This is a genomic window from Pseudomonas sp. S3_A03, assembly GCF_054668275.1.
On the sequence record NZ_CP162753.1, the window covers coordinates 2,793,648 to 2,807,956 of the forward strand.

The 14,309-nt window shown below is 59.8% G+C and carries 9 protein-coding genes, 1 tRNA gene and 3 pseudogenes; 6 read left to right on the plus strand and 7 right to left on the minus strand.

Features of this window, described 5'->3' with window-relative positions; all coding sequences use genetic code 11:
• Positions 1-40: 40 nt before the first annotated feature.
• The 6 genes and pseudogenes from AB4O25_RS12730 to AB4O25_RS12755 all read left to right on the plus strand — a co-directional run bounded on the left by AB4O25_RS12730 (position 41) and on the right by AB4O25_RS12755 (position 9,210).
• A pseudogene (locus AB4O25_RS12730) lies at positions 41-2,906 on the plus strand (aminotransferase class III-fold pyridoxal phosphate-dependent enzyme).
• Between the two features lie 9 nt (positions 2,907-2,915).
• Positions 2,916-3,651: pseudogene (locus AB4O25_RS12735) on the plus strand (3-oxoacyl-ACP reductase family protein).
• Positions 3,648-4,412: an SDR family NAD(P)-dependent oxidoreductase gene (locus AB4O25_RS12740; RefSeq protein WP_116079226.1), complete on the plus strand. Its 765-nt coding sequence runs from the start codon at positions 3,648-3,650 to the stop codon at positions 4,410-4,412. The pseudogene AB4O25_RS12735 and the gene AB4O25_RS12740 overlap by 4 nt, the downstream one beginning before the upstream one ends.
• A gap of 2 nt (positions 4,413-4,414) precedes the next feature.
• Positions 4,415-5,698, plus strand: coding sequence for a DUF1302 family protein (locus AB4O25_RS12745; protein WP_065876966.1), 1,284 nt, complete (start codon positions 4,415-4,417; stop codon positions 5,696-5,698).
• A 36-nt stretch (positions 5,699-5,734) separates the two neighbouring features.
• Positions 5,735-6,565: an outer membrane lipoprotein-sorting protein gene (locus tag AB4O25_RS12750; RefSeq protein WP_017529207.1), complete on the plus strand. Its 831-nt coding sequence runs from the start codon at positions 5,735-5,737 to the stop codon at positions 6,563-6,565.
• 35 nt (positions 6,566-6,600) lie between these two features.
• Entirely contained in the window at positions 6,601-9,210 is a 2,610-nt protein-coding gene (locus AB4O25_RS12755; RefSeq protein ID WP_460150906.1) for an efflux RND transporter permease subunit, read from the plus strand.
• 102 nt (positions 9,211-9,312) lie between these two features.
• Here AB4O25_RS12755 and AB4O25_RS12760 read toward each other — a convergent pair whose 3' ends face one another.
• The 7 genes and pseudogenes from AB4O25_RS12760 to tolB all read right to left on the minus strand — a co-directional run bounded on the left by AB4O25_RS12760 (position 9,313) and on the right by tolB (position 14,297).
• On the minus strand, positions 9,313-9,696 hold the full coding sequence (locus tag AB4O25_RS12760; protein WP_460150907.1) for a MerR family transcriptional regulator: 384 nt from the start codon (positions 9,694-9,696) through the stop codon (positions 9,313-9,315).
• 160 nt (positions 9,697-9,856) lie between these two features.
• On the minus strand, positions 9,857-10,435 hold the full coding sequence (locus AB4O25_RS12765) for an NAD(P)H-dependent oxidoreductase (protein ID WP_017529210.1): 579 nt from the start codon (positions 10,433-10,435) through the stop codon (positions 9,857-9,859).
• A 186-nt stretch (positions 10,436-10,621) separates the two neighbouring features.
• Positions 10,622-10,697: transfer RNA gene (locus tag AB4O25_RS12770), tRNA-Lys, on the minus strand.
• 111 nt (positions 10,698-10,808) lie between these two features.
• Positions 10,809-11,456 carry a 7-carboxy-7-deazaguanine synthase QueE gene (gene queE / locus AB4O25_RS12775; RefSeq protein WP_017529211.1) on the minus strand — a complete coding sequence of 216 codons (648 nt, stop codon included), beginning with the start codon at positions 11,454-11,456 and terminating at the stop codon, positions 10,809-10,811.
• A gap of 111 nt (positions 11,457-11,567) precedes the next feature.
• Positions 11,568-12,454: pseudogene (gene ybgF / locus AB4O25_RS12780) on the minus strand (tol-pal system protein YbgF).
• A 6-nt stretch (positions 12,455-12,460) separates the two neighbouring features.
• Positions 12,461-12,961 carry a peptidoglycan-associated lipoprotein Pal gene (gene pal, locus AB4O25_RS12785; RefSeq protein WP_003209827.1) on the minus strand — a complete coding sequence of 167 codons (501 nt, stop codon included), beginning with the start codon at positions 12,959-12,961 and terminating at the stop codon, positions 12,461-12,463.
• A 55-nt stretch (positions 12,962-13,016) separates the two neighbouring features.
• Positions 13,017-14,297 (minus strand): Tol-Pal system beta propeller repeat protein TolB, encoded by a 1,281-nt coding sequence (gene tolB, locus AB4O25_RS12790; protein WP_032883487.1) that lies wholly within the window; start codon positions 14,295-14,297, stop codon positions 13,017-13,019.
• Positions 14,298-14,309: the final 12 nt, after the last annotated feature.

The window sequence follows — 14,309 nt, forward strand, 5'->3', positions numbered from 1 at the left end:
TCTTGTACGACACCCTCCTCTTTTAAAGGACATGGATGTAATGGATTACCGTGATTTTGTGCGCCCCAAGTTTGTCGACTTGCTCCAGGCCCTGGGGCTGGAGTGCGAGTTCCAGCGCGCGCTGGGCAGCCAATTGTTCTACCGCAACCGCCAGGGTGACGAAGTCACCGTCACCGATTTTCTCGGCGGCTATGGCGCCGCCTTGTTCGGCCACAACGACCCAGGGTTTGTCGACCAACTCTGCACGTTGCTGCGCGCCGACGTGCCGTTTAACGCGCAGATGTCGATCCGCGGCACGGCCGGAACCTTGGGGCGTGCGCTGAGCGAAGCCTTCAACCGCGAATTGAAGAACAGCGAAGCGTACATTTCGACTTTTCCAACAGCGGCGCCGAGGCGGTGGAAATTGCCGTCAAGCATGCCGAGTTTCGCCGCCAGAAAAACCTGCAACGCCGGTTCGACGAACTGGACTTCGACCTGGCGCAACTGAGCGCCAGCGACCGCGCCTACCGTGAAGTGGACGTGGCCGACCTCGACCTGCCGGCGGGCCTGCTGCCCGCCCACCTGACCAGCGCCACGGTACGCCAGGTGGTTGAGGCCGTGCGCCAGCACAACCTCGCCGAGTTGCACATAGAGCCGGTGTTCGTCGCGTTGCGCGGCAGCTTCCACGGTAAGTTGGTCAACACGGTGCAACTGACGCATGGCCGGCAATATCGCCAGCCGTTCGCGCGCTTTGGCTTGAACGTGGAGTTCATCGACCCGCAGCAGCCCCACCAACTCCAGGAACTGCCGGCGCGCCACACCCGACATTGGCTGAGCGTGCAATGGAGCGCAGACCAACTGCTGGTCAAGCGCGATGCATTCAGCGCGATCACCGGCGTGCTGATGGAGCCGATCCAGGGGGAAGGCGGCATCATCGAGTTCCCGGCTGATTTTTACCGGGCGTTGCGCCGCCTGTGTAACGAGCAGCAATGCCCGCTGATCATCGACGAAGTGCAGTCGGGTTTCGGGCGTACGGGCACCTTCCTGGCCAGCAGTCATTTCAACTTGCAAGGTGATTACTACTGCCTGTCCAAGGCGCTGGGCGGCGGCTTGATGAAGATCGCGGCCACGGTGATCCGCAGCAGCCACTATGAAAAAGACTTCAGCTATATCCACAGCTCGACCTTCGCCGAAGACGACGCCTCGTGCCATATCGCCCTGGCGGCGCTCAATCGCCTGTTCGCCGATGACCATGCGATGCTCAAGGACGTGCGCAACAAGGGCGAATACCTCAAGTCGTCATTGCTTGAATTGCAAGCGGCGTACCCCGAGGTCATCGCCGATGTCCGGGGCCGTGGCCTGTTGCTGGGCATTGAACTGCACGACCAAAGCGGCAACAGCTCACTGGTGCAGGCATCGGCCCAGTACAACGATGCGTTGGGTTACCTGATCGCCGGCTACCTGTTGCAGTTCCAAGCCCTGCGCGTGGCGCCTTCGGGCAGCAACTCCAATGTGATCCGCCTGGAACCGCCCGCATGCATCACCTTTGCGGAGATCGACGGGCTGATCGGCGCGTTGCAAACAGTCTGCGACATGCTGCAACGCGGGGACGCCTTCCCGCTGGCCGCCACCGTCTGCAGTGACTTGATCCCGGTGATCGCCCCGCGTGACACCGGATTCCAGGTCGCCGCCGCTGCCCATGCCACGCAGGACACGCCTATCGTCGCGCGCGTGGCCTTTATCAACCACTTGATCGATGCCGACATTCTCGGTGATGTCGACCCGTCCTTGAGCCAACTGAGCGCCGAGCAAAAGCGCGTGTTCATGCAACGCACCGCACCGGAGCGCCGTGCCGCGCCCGTGGGCCCCGTGGTGATTCGCTCGCAGTTGGGCATGGCGGTGGAGTTCACCTTGTACCCGCTGAGCATGGACTCCAATGCCATGGCGGACTACATCATCAGCGGCGACCTGGAGGTGATTCGCACAGAAGTCGGCAATCGCGTCCTCGACGCCCGCGCCGACGGCTACCGCGTCGCCGGCTGGGAATGTACACCTCCATCGTGACTAACAATTGCCAGGCCCTGAAAATCCCGGACATGGCGCTCACCTCCGGCAACGCCCTGACCATCGGCATGGGCCTGGAGGCCATCGAGCAAGGTTGCAAGCAACAGGGCCTGGCGCTGCATGCGCAAACGGCAGCCGTGGTCGGTGCGGCCGGTAACGTGGCGTCGACCTACGCCTCTTTGCTGTCCGTCGCCGTCGACCATTTGATCCTGATTGGCAGCGGTCGTGATGGCTCGGTACGCCGCCTGGAAAAAACCGCCCAACTGATCTACGCCGACGCTGCGCGCTCGATACTCAAGGGCACGGCCAACGACGACCTGCTGGCGCGGCGCCTGCTCCAGATCGACGGTATCCGTGCATTGCTGCAGGAATACGGCAGCAGCCCGCAGTTGGGGTTGCAGGTCTCGCGCCTGGTGCAGGAGCGCCTGGGCGCCAACGCCTTCATCACCGTTACCGATGACCTGCAAGCCCTCAAGCGCGCACGCATCGTGCTGTGTGCGGCAAACGCGGCGCAGCCGTTTCTCGACGCCGGGCATTTTGCCGAACACAGCGTGATCTGCGACATCGCCGTGCCCTTGAACGTGGACCAAGCGATAAGCGCCCAGCGCAGCGACGTGCTGTACATGCATGGCGGCATTGTGCAGACGCCTTTCAACGATGGCCTGGCGCCGAATGTGCGGGCCTATCTGAAACAGGGCCAGTTGTATGCCTGCATGGCCGAGTCGGTGCTGATGGGGCTGGCGGGGATCACCAAGCATTACTCCTACGGCGACATCAGCCGCGAACAAGTGCAGCAGATCCGCGCCCTGGCGGCGATCCACGGTTTTGGCCTGGCGCAGTTCAAGACCCACAACTCACTCTAAGGAACGGCCATGAACCTCAAAACAGCGGTAGTCACCGGAGGCAGTCGCGGCATCGGCAAAGCGGTCGTCCTGGCACTGGCCGAGGCCGGTTACCAGGTTGCCTTCAGCTATGTGCGTGACGAAGCGGCGGCCCAGGCGGTGCGCGATGACGTCGAAAAGATGGGCCGCGCGTGTTTCACGGCGCAGTGCGATGTCGGCGACGCCCACAGCATCACGGCTTTTTCGCACAGGTTGAACAGCGCTTCGAGCGCATAGACCTGCTGGTCAACAACGCAGGGATTACCCGCGATGGTCTGTTGGCGACACTCTCGGTCGAGGCGATCAGTGAAGTGATCCAGACCAACCTGATAGGCACCCTGCTCTGCTGCCGGCAGGTGATGCCCGGCATGATGCGCCAGCGCCAGGGTTGCATCATCAACTGAGCTCGGTAGCCGCGCAAAAACCTGGCAAGGGTCAAAGCAGCTACGCCGCCGCCAAAGGCGGCGTGGAGGCGCTGACTCGCGCCCTGGCGGTGGAACTGGCGCCGCGCAATATCCGCGTCAACGCGGTAGCGCCGGGTATCGTCAGCACCGACATGACCGCCGCCTTGCTCGACCTCCACGCGCAAGAAGTGCAATCACGCCTGTTGATCAAGCGTTTCGCCTTGCCGGCTGACATCGCCGAGGCCGTGCTGTACCTGGCCGAACGCGCAACGTATGTGACCGGTGAAGTACTGTCGGTCAACGGCGGGCTGAAAATGCCATGAATGCATCTCGAACGTTTTTGATTTCCGGCGCCGCCAACGGTATCGGTCGCGCGGTGGCGGAGCACTTCGCCAACGACCCGGCCCATCGCCTGATCCTGGTGGATCGTGACCTGGCGCAGTTGCAAAGCTGGGTGGGCGCCGGGGCGTTTGCCGCAAGCATCGAAACCCATGGCGTCGATATCGCCGACCTGGCCTGCGTGCAGGCTTTGTTCAACGACCTGTCGGCACGCCTGGGTTACATCGACGTGCTGGTCAACAGCGCCGGCGTGTGCAACGAGAATGAACCGGAGGACCTGGATAACTGGCACAAGGTGATTTCGGTCAATCTGAACGGCACCTTTTATGTCACCTCGTTGTGCCTGCCGCTGCTGGCGGATCGCGGGCGAATCATCAATTTGTCGTCGATCCTGGGCCGCATCGGCAAGGTTCGCAACACCGCTTACTGTGCCTCCAAGCACGGCATTATCGGCATGACCAAGGCACTGGCGTTGGACCTGGCGCCGCGCCGGATCACCGTGAACGCCATTTTACCGGCCTGGATCGATACGCCGATGCTGCAAGGCGAGCTGGCGACGCAAGCCGGCATTACCGGGATGAGCCAGGAGCAGATCCTGCGCAATGCCAAGAAAAAGCTGCCATTGCGCCGTTTCATCCAAGCCGACGAAGTCGCCGCCATGGTGGGTTACCTGGTCAGCCCCGCAGCCAGCGGGGTCACGGCGCAGAGCCTGATGATCGATGGCGGCGCCGGGTTGGGGATGTAGCCATGAACACAGCATTGCTCACGCGCAGCCTGCTGCTGGGCCTGGTCGCGCTGGCGCCGCAACTGGCCGGCGCGGACCTGCTGCCGGCGCATGCCGATGCGGAAGTGGGCCTGGCCAGCGCATTGCGCTTGCACGGTGATGACCCGGTCACGCAGAAGGCGGTGTATTTCAAGGCCAATCTGGAAGACAACTGGGACAGCGGTTACTACAAGGCCAAGGGCCGGGTTCGCTACGACGCACGCTATGACGGGCATACCCCCTATAGCCAGGCGGCACGCGAGGACTATCGCTTCAGTGCCGACTGGCGCCACCTGTACTGGGGCCATTACCTGGGTGACGGTGAGGTCACGGTGGGCTGGCAGCAAGTGGTGTGGGGGCGCGCCGATGAGTTGCGGGTGCTGGACCAGGTCAACCCCATCGACTATCGCGAAGGGGTGACGGCCTTGCTCGAAGACAGCCGCATCGCCGTGCCGATGGTGCGCCTGACCCAACCCGTGGGCGAGTGGGAAGTGGAAGCCTTGTGGATCACCGACTTCCTGAAAAACCAGGCGCCGGCCACGGGCAGCGAATTCGACGCGCCGCTGTTCGCCGCACCGGCCCCGGACACGTTCGTGGTCGGCTCAAAGCCCGACTACAGCGGGCAGAAGGGGTTTTCGTATGGGTTGAGCGCCAACGGCCGGATCGGCGCGGTAGACGCCAGCTTTGTCGCCCTCAATGCACGCCAGCAAGACCCGGTGTATGCGGTCGAGGGCATCGCCGACGACCAGCGCGTGATCCTCGAGCGCCAGTTCCCTCGCTACAGCATGGGCGGCGCCGGCCTGGCGATCGACGCCGGCCACAGTATCGTGGTGCGCAGCGAGGTGGCTTACTTCGATCGCTGGCACGTCACCAACCCCTACCGCGCCCAGGGCAGCAGCCAGAGCCCGATGATCAAGTCGTTGCTGGGGGTGGACTACCTGCTGCGCAACTGGCTGATCTCGGTGCAATGGCAAGAGCAGCAATTGCTGGACTGGCAGGCCGGCATGGTGCAGGACAAACGCCAGCCGTTGTTCACCTTGTCCGCCGAGGGCACCCACCTGCGTGACCGGCTCAAATCCAGGCTGGTGCTGGCAATGTCCCCGCCGGCCAAAGACGACGCCTTGCTGCAAGGCATTTTCACCTACACCCCCGTGGACTGGCTGAAGCTGGGGCTGGAGGTGGATGTGTTTTTTGGCAAACAAGACCGCACGTTTGGCCAATACAGCCAACGCGACCAACTGCGCGTGTCGGCCGGTTATTTGTTCTGACCTTCGATAAAACCACTTAAAGAAAAGGAAATTTCTATGTTGCCGCCCCTCAAGGTCCTGACCACCAGCCTGCTGATGTTCACCAGCACGCTTGCGCTGGCCGCGCCGAACGCCGACGACATCATTCGCCAGGCCCGCGACCGCAATGACGGCAAGAGTTTTATGTCGCAGGTCTCGTTGATCCTGCTCGACAAGCAAGGCAACAGCCGTGTGCGCGAGTTCAGCTACCTGCAAAAGGATTACGCGGACAGTGACAAATTCACCATGTACTTCTCGGCGCCCAACGATGTGCGCAACGTGGCCTTCCACATCGAAAACCCCCACGAAGCCCTGAATGCCGAAGACAGCCAGTGGATGTATTTGCCGGTCAGCCGTCAGACCCGCCGGATCTCGACCACCGACAAGCGCGGCGCGTTTATGGGCAGTGATTACTCCTACGCAGACCTGGACAAGATCCGCGCCGAGGACTACCGCCAGACGCTGGTGGGCGAAGAGACCCTGGGCGGGCGCGAATGCTACGTCATCGAACGCACCCCGGTGTCCGCGCAGATTCTGGCCAAGACCGGCTACAACCAGCTCAAGGTGTGGATCGACAAGCAGAACAAGCTGGTCATGCGCCAGGATTTCTTCGACGTCAAAGGCGTGATGTTCAAGCAGATGCGTACGCTCAGAGTCGAGACCGTCGACCACATCGACAGCATCACCCTCAGCGAGACCGAAGACTTCATCGCCGGCACCCGCTCCCAGCTGCGCTTCAACCAGTTGCAATACAACGTTGAACTGGACGACTGGCTGTTCAACCAGACCGCGATCAAGCGCGGCCTCAAAACCGGTGACCTGCCGGAATTTGCCGTCTCCGCCCGCTGACTCCTGCGCCTGCCTTTCGTGGAACCGATTGAACTATGGAACGATACCTGAACTTCGTTGAGCGCTATGCGCGAACGATTGTGTTTGTGCTGGTGGCGATCACGGCCTACTTCACCTATGCCCTCGGCTCGCTGATGTCGGACACCAACCCCTACCTGCTCAAGGAAAGCCACCCCGCACGCAAAACCATCATCGAACTGCAACGCGAGTTCACAGGCACCTATGACTCGGTCATGGTCGCCCAGAATAATGCGCACAGCGTCTTTAACACGCAGTCGCTCAACGCCCAGTTCGAAATATCCCAAGCCCTGCGGCGGCTGATGCTGGCCAACGCCGATGACGAAGTCGAGTTGCGCCGCATTGTCGGCCAGCACGAGAACGACAGTCGTGCCCAACTGCTGGCCACCGATATCCTCGGCAACGGCTTCAGCCAAAACGATTATGCCCAGGCCAAAGCCTTGCGCGACCACGCGCGCAGCCAGGGCTGGGAGGCGCGCGACCTACAGTTTCTGACCTTTCTGGCCGAACGCATCAACCCGATCCAGGAAATGGCCTCGATGGCCGACCTGGAAAACATCAGCCTGAGCGCTGACGGCGAACTGTGGATCCACAAGACTCTGCACGGCCTGGACATGGACCCGCAGGCCGTCGAAGCGCAGATCATGGGCAACGAACAAATGGTCGGCGGGGTGGTGTCCCCGGACAAGAAAGTCGCGGTAGTGGTGGCCGAGCTAGGCACCAAGCAAGACGACGCCCAGGCGCAACTGCGGGCTTACCAACAGGTTCGCCAGATTGTCGCCGACTACCAGAGCCAAAACCCGCAATTCACCGATGAAGTGTTTATTGCCGGCACCCCCATTTTCATTGCCGCCCAACAAGAGATCATCGATCACGACCTGGCGTTGCTGTTTCCTATCGTGTTCCTGCTCGTGACCTCGATGCTGGTGTTTTTCTTCCGCAAGCCCCTGGGCGTGTTCCTGCCGCTGTTCAATATTCTGTTCTGCACGATTTGGACGCTGGGGCTGATGGCATTGCTGAAAGTGCCCATCGACCTGCTCACCAGTGTGCTGCCGGTGTTCTTGTTCACGATTTGCTGCGCCGACGCGATCCATGTGATGGCTGAGTATTACGAGCAACTCAACGCCGGCAAGACGTACCGCGAGGCCAACCGCGAGACCATGCGCCGCATGGTGGTGCCCGTGGTGTTGACCACGGTGACCACCATCGCCACGTTTATGATCTCTACGACCAACAACATCGTCAGCATCCGCAATTTCGGCATCTTCATGTCCATCGGGCTGACGGCCGCGTTGATCATCTCGCTGCTCTTGATTCCAGCGTGGATCTCCATCTGGGGCAAAGACCAGCCGCTGCGTAAAACCGTACACAAAGAGTCGATTATCTCGCGCTACCTGGTGGCTTTTTGCGCGCGCCTGATCCGCTGGCGCAAGCCGGTGCTCGTCGTGAGCCTGCCGTTGCTGGCACTGATGACGGTATTTACCTTCATGGTCGATATCGAGGACTCAGGTATCGCCTATTTCAAGAAAGACAGCCCGGTGCGCGTTTCCGATGAGTTCATCAACCGTTCCCGGATCGCGGGCACTTCCCCTGGCTGGATCGCCTTCGACACCAACACCCCGCGCGGCGCGCTGACCACCGAGACGGTACAGTTCCTCGACAAACTCGATCACTTTCTCAAGTCTCAGCCGAACGTCAGCTACACCTATTCAGTGGCGGCTTACGTCAAGCGCATGAACCTCGTGCTCAATGACATGAACCCCGCGTACCTGCGCGTGCCGCAGGCCATGGAGCAGGTGACGTCCGTCAACGATGAAGGGCAAACGGAAACCTTTGAGGTCGACGGTAACTTGCTGATCGAGCAGCACATCATGATGTTCGAGAACGGCGGCGGCTCCGACTTGCAGAACGTGCTTAACGCCGATTACTCCAAAGCCTTGACGCTCTATACCATGACCTCCTCGGTGGCCAGCGACTACAAGGACCTGCTGGACCGCCTGGACGCCTGGCTGTTGGTAAACAAACCGGCCAACCTGCAGGTCACCCATGCCGGCACACCCAAAATCTGGACCGGCATCCTGGCGGAGATCACCCAGGGCCAGGTGCTGAGCTTCTCGCTCGCGCTGCTGGTGGTCACGCTGATGATGATGTTCTGGCTCAAGTCAGTGCGGCTGGGGATCCTGGGCATGCTGACGCTGCTGACCACTTCGGTGACGGTGTATGGCTGTATGTACCTGTTGAACATCGAGCTGAACATCGGCACCACGCTGGTCACGTTCCTGGTGGTGGGCGTCGTGGATTACGCCGTACATCTGCTGTCGCGCATCAAGCTGCTGGTGCAGCAAGGTATCCACGTGGACGAGGCAATTCTGACGGCCATGCACAGTGTCGGGCGCTCGACGGTGGTCAACGTGGTGATTTTCTCGGTGGGGTTTCTGGCGCTGCTGTTTTCCGCGTACAAGCCCGTGATTGATCTGGGAACATTGGTGGCGCTGGCGCTGTTCTCCAGCGGGGTCATGACCATCTTGTTAGTGACGCTGATATCGCCCTGGTTCTTTGCAGCGATCGTGCCCGAGCAACCGGCAACTGAACGTGAACATCCAGCACACGAGGGCGCCCTGGGCTAGGTGCTGAAACGGGCGACGCCGGCAATAACCATTCAGTAACCATGGGTTGCCGGCGTTTGCGAACCGCGTGCACCGCTTCATGAGCTCATGCAGCACGTTCGTTCAGGCTGTTTTGGACAGGTGCTCAAACTGGCATTGGTATTGGGCATCCTTGAGGCTGCTTTCAAAGTGCTCAAGGCCGTCGTAGATGTTCTGCAACCCTTGGATCTGGGCTTTCAGCTCGATTTTTTTATCCGCAATGGCCTTGTTGGCCAAATCCCACGGCAGCTCCTGGCCGCGGTGATCCTGAAGGATCGCCTGCATTTCCTTGAGTTTGAACCCCAGTTGCTGAGCACACTTGATAAACGTCAGCAACTCGACGCTTTGCTGGCTATAGACCCGATACTTGCCCTCGCGCACCGGCGGCGGCAGTAAGCCGATGTCTTCATAGTGGCGGATCGTCTTGACGGTGGTGCCCGACAGCAGGGCCGCTTTGCCGATATACATGAAAAGTCCTTTTTTATGGCACACGTGTGGAAGCGCATTTTGGCGCGCGCATCTTCACACATGTCTCCGGAACCGGGAACCCGGAGATATCAAAAGGCTATGTATCTGTATGAATGAAGCTGGCATCGCCCGTTGCAGGCGATGCTGTGCCACGCGAGCATCAACGGCCGGCGATAGCCTGCGCTTGCTTGAGCCAGGCTTCACGCTGGGAGGCGCCGGAACCGAGGATTGGCCCAAACGTAAGCGTGTTCAACGGTTTTATGCCGCAAAACTCAAGGGTGGTTTTGCGCATCTGATGCAGGCCCGGCATGCGATAGACCCATTTGTAGTACCACGGCGGCGTGTCCATCGTGACCAGCAGATCAGCCGTACGCCCCTTTAGAAGCTTATCGGGAAAGGCTTTGCCTTCGCGGTACTTGAAGGCGAACCCCGGAAGGAATATTCGGTCGAAAAACCCCTTCATCAATGCCGGAATCCCACCCCACCAGATCGGATAGACAAATGCCAGGTGTTCAGCCCAAGTGATATCGGCCTGAGCCTTGAGCAGATCCGGCTCCAACAGCTGAACCTGTCTGTAGCCGTCGTGCAGCACGGGATCGAAGCGCAATGCGTCCAGCCGCAACAGACGCACATCGTGCCCGGCACGTGTGGCGGCATTCACGTACGTCTCGGTCAACGCCCCACAAAAACTGTCGGTTGAGGGGTGCCCCAGAATCACCAGTACTCGCTTACTCATCATCACCGCATCCTGAAAGTTGAACGTTCAGGATAGGGTGTGCCCGTAACAGGAGAGTCAACAGGCGCTTTGGCCAAATGCTGGCAGTGCCGGGTGCATTGCGCACCTGTCAGGCCCAAATGCCAGGCAAAAAAAAACCCGGAAATCCTCACTTGCGTGGGCCTTCCGGATTTTCTAAACCGCCAAAAATGGTGGGTCGTGTGGGATTCGAACCTACGACCAATTGGTTAAAAGCCAACTGCTCTACCAACTGAGCTAACGACCCGCTGTGTGGTGGCGCGTATAATACTGATTTCTAAGGATTATTCAACACCTTATTTTAAAAAAATCAGAAATAACGCGTTAGGGCTGCAATGACGGCCGTTTGTGCGCCCTCTCAGCGACCCGGCTCGTCGTTCCACAGGTACTTGTGCAACTGCAATTGCAGGCGCACCGGCAGGTTGTCCGCCACCACCCAGTCGGCCAGGTCGCGCGCGTTCAGGTCGTGATGGCTTGGGGAAAACAGCACTTCACCGGCTCGACGGTCGAGACCGTATTGGATCAACTTGGTGTTGGCCCAATCGTAATCCTCACGGGAACAGATGACGAACTTGACCTGATCGTTGGGCGTCAGCAGCTCGATGTTCTCGTAACGGTTGCGATGCGCTTCCTTGGAGCCTGGCGTCTTGAGGTCGACCACGCGGCTGACGCGTGGGTCGACTGCCGAGATGTCCAAGGCCCCGCTGGTTTCCAGGGACACTTCATAACCGGCATCACACAACTGCTTAAGCAACGGGATGGCATTGGGCTGGGCCAAGGGCTCGCCACCGGTCACGCAGACATAGCGAGGCTTGAAGCCGGCGACCTGCTCCAGGATGTCGTCGAGGGTGCGCAGGGTGCCGCCACTGAAGGCATAGGCACTGTCACAGTATTGGCAGCGCAAAGGGCAACCGGTAAGGCGCACGAAAACGGTGGGCAGCCCAGCGGTTCGCGTTTCACCCTGTAACGAGTAAAAAACTTCGGTAATACGTAATGTGTCTTGCATAGTCGCCACGGGCGTAACAGCTAAACAGGCTGTCCGCCTCCGTCAGGCACTTCAAGGAACCCCGCCAACGCGTAGGCTCCAAGGAGCGTGTTTCATAAAAGGGCGTGGATTCTAACGAAAAAACCCGCGCCAGGCGCGGGTTTCTTCTAAACGGGCGGCATTGCTTACAAGCGCTGCGAGATCCCGTTGAGCCAACTGTGCGGCGGAAGTCCCCGGATATTGGGCTACAACCTGCTGCAGAATGCCTTTTACCTTGTCGGTATGACCCAGGCGGCGTTCTACGTCAGCGAGCTTGTACAGCGAGTCGGGTACTTTGGCGTGTTTGGGGTACAACTGGCTGACCTTGGCAAATGCCTGGCCCGCCCCCTGCAGATCACCCTTCGCCAGGTTTACTTCGCCCAGCCAATATTGGGCATTGCCCGCGTACTGGCTGTTCGGGTATTTGCGCAGGAACGCGCTGAATGCCTGGCTGGCCTTATCGAAATCCTTGGCTTTGATCAGGTCGAAAGCTGCATCGTAATACAGCTTCTCCTTGGCCGGATCAGCCGGTTCGCTGCTGGCGGCAGGGGCTTGGCTGGCAGCCGCGGCGCCTGCTGCACCACCGGCGGCAGCGCTTGGCGCACCACCGGCAGAAGAATTATCAGGAGTAGCGGCAGGTGTAACACCGGCTCCTATGCGTCGATCAAGATCCTGGTAACGCTCCAGGCCTTCTTGCTTCAACTGGTTCACTTGATTCTGCAGAACTTCAATGGCGCCCTGTTGCTGGGCCAATTGATCCTGCATGCGTTGCAGTTGGTTGAACAGTTCGCCCTGTGCCGAAGGAGCGGCCGTAGCCGCCCCCCAGCATAGGCGCCGTTCGTGCCATAACCCGCTGGCGGATAGCTGCTCCCGCTATTGTTATAGCCAGAGTTGCTATCTTCCACAGGAACCGCAGCCCACACCGCAAGCGGTGCGAAGCTGAGAGCCAATACAGTTAGAGCACGACGGCACGTTCGCATGACGAATTACTTACGCAGTTCGACGCGACGGTTTTGAGCCCAGGACTGCTCGTCGTGGCCAGTAGCAACTGGACGCTCTTTACCGTAGGAAACCAGTTCCAGTTGGCCTGGAGCAACACCTTGCAGTACCAGGTAGCGCTGAACGGCTTTCGCACGACGCTCGCCCAGTGCCATGTTGTACTCACGAGTACCACGTTCGTCAGTGTTACCTTCCAGAACAACGCGAGCGCCGTTAGCTTTCAGGTCCTTGGCGTGAACGTCCAGAGCGCGCATGGCTTCTGGTTTCAGGTCCGAACTGTCGTATTCGAAGTAGAAAGTGGTGATAGCGCGCAGAGCAGCTTCTTCGCTCAGGGAGCCGTCAACTGCACCAGTGTTAGCGCCGTAACCAGCGTTTGGATCAACAGCTGCGCCTTCACCGGCATTGTCGCCGCCTTTAGACGAGCAACCAACGGCTACGGACAGAGCCAGAGCCAGAGCAGCAAACTTACCAAACTTCAGCATTTCCATCGTGAAACTCCTAATGAACCCCAGTGTGTTAAGTACTTCTTTTTGTAGCGCCGCGTCAGTTCAGGTAAGGGGACCAGGACGGTTCTCTGACTTCGCCTTGAGCGGTAGGAAGCGGGAGCCTTACGCGTCCGTTAATGGACACGAGCATCAAGACTCCCCGGCCCTGCTGGCGGGTGGCGTAGATTACCATGGTGCCGTTGGGCGCAACAGTAGCTGACTCATCAAGGTTGGTATCTGTAAGGATTTTTACCGTTCCACGCTGCAAATCCTGGGCCGCAACCCGGAAATTAGTGAAACCATCCTGACGGTGAATCATCACCAACGTCTTTTCATCAGCCGAAAGCTTAGGGTTGGCGTTGTAGTTACCAATAAAGGTCACTCGTTCCGCACCGCCACCGCCAATACTCGATTTGTAGATTTGTGGCTTGCCGCCCCGGTCAGAGGTGAAATAGATGGTCGAACCATCCTTACCCCAGAACGGTTCAGTGTTGATACCCGGGCCGCTGGTCACACGCGTGATCTGGCGCGAAGCCATGTTCATCACGTAGATGTCCGGGTTGCCGTCTTTGGACAATACGAACGCCAGGCGCGAACCATCCGGCGACCAGGCCGGCGCACCGTTGAGGCCTTCGAAGTTAGTGATCTGCTCACGACGGCCGGTGTCGATGTGCTGGACGAAGATACGCGGACGTTTCTGCTCGAAAGACACATAGGCAATGCGCTTGCCATCCGGCGCGAAGCGCGGCGACAGGATTGGCTCACGCGATTGCAGCAAGGTCACGGCGCGCGCGCCGTCATAGTCCGAGCGCTGCAGGGTGTAACGGGTGTTGTCTACGGAGAAACGCTCAGCCGTCACGTACAGCAGACGCGTCGAGAAAGCACCCTTGATGCCGGTAAGCTTTTCAAACGACTGGTCAGAGATGTAGTGGGCCATATCCCGCAGTTGTTCGGCGGTGCCCGATACGCTGCCGGTCAGCACCTGCTGCTCGGTGGCCACGTTGAACAAGGTGTAGGTGATCTGCAGGCGACCGCCGGCCGGCGTGATGTTGCCGACCATCAGGTACTGGGCGCCAACGGCTTTCCAGTCACGGAAGATCACTTCGCTGGCCTGGGCCGGCTGGCTGATCATGTTGCCTTTGGGAATCGGCGCGTAGTAGCCGGAATTGCGCAGGTCGTCGCTGACGATCTGGGCCATGTCGTCCGGCAGCACGCTGCCGCCCTGCCAACCGAACGGTACAACCGCGATCGGGGTGGCCCGATCGCTACCGCTGGTAACCAGAATGTTCTTTTCATCCGCCGCCGCTATCCCTGCCATACAGCAAATAACGACAAGCATTCCTCGAAGAAG

Excerpts from the sequence above, each read along its gene's own strand:
- AB4O25_RS12740 (WP_116079226.1), top strand. The coding sequence starts at position 3,648 with ATGAATGCATCTCGAACGTTTTTGATTTCCGGCGCCGCCAACGGTATC.
- AB4O25_RS12745 (WP_065876966.1), top strand. The coding sequence starts at position 4,415 with ATGAACACAGCATTGCTCACGCGCAGCCTGCTGCTGGGCCTGGTCGCG.
- AB4O25_RS12750 (WP_017529207.1), top strand. The coding sequence starts at position 5,735 with ATGTTGCCGCCCCTCAAGGTCCTGACCACCAGCCTGCTGATGTTCACC.
- AB4O25_RS12755 (WP_460150906.1), top strand. The coding sequence starts at position 6,601 with ATGGAACGATACCTGAACTTCGTTGAGCGCTATGCGCGAACGATTGTG.
- AB4O25_RS12760 (WP_460150907.1), bottom strand. The coding sequence starts at position 9,696 with ATGTATATCGGCAAAGCGGCCCTGCTGTCGGGCACCACCGTCAAGACG.
- AB4O25_RS12765 (WP_017529210.1), bottom strand. The coding sequence starts at position 10,435 with ATGATGAGTAAGCGAGTACTGGTGATTCTGGGGCACCCCTCAACCGAC.
- queE (WP_017529211.1), bottom strand. The coding sequence starts at position 11,456 with ATGCAAGACACATTACGTATTACCGAAGTTTTTTACTCGTTACAGGGT.
- pal (WP_003209827.1), bottom strand. The coding sequence starts at position 12,961 with ATGGAAATGCTGAAGTTTGGTAAGTTTGCTGCTCTGGCTCTGGCTCTG.
- tolB (WP_032883487.1), bottom strand. The coding sequence starts at position 14,297 with ATGCTTGTCGTTATTTGCTGTATGGCAGGGATAGCGGCGGCGGATGAA.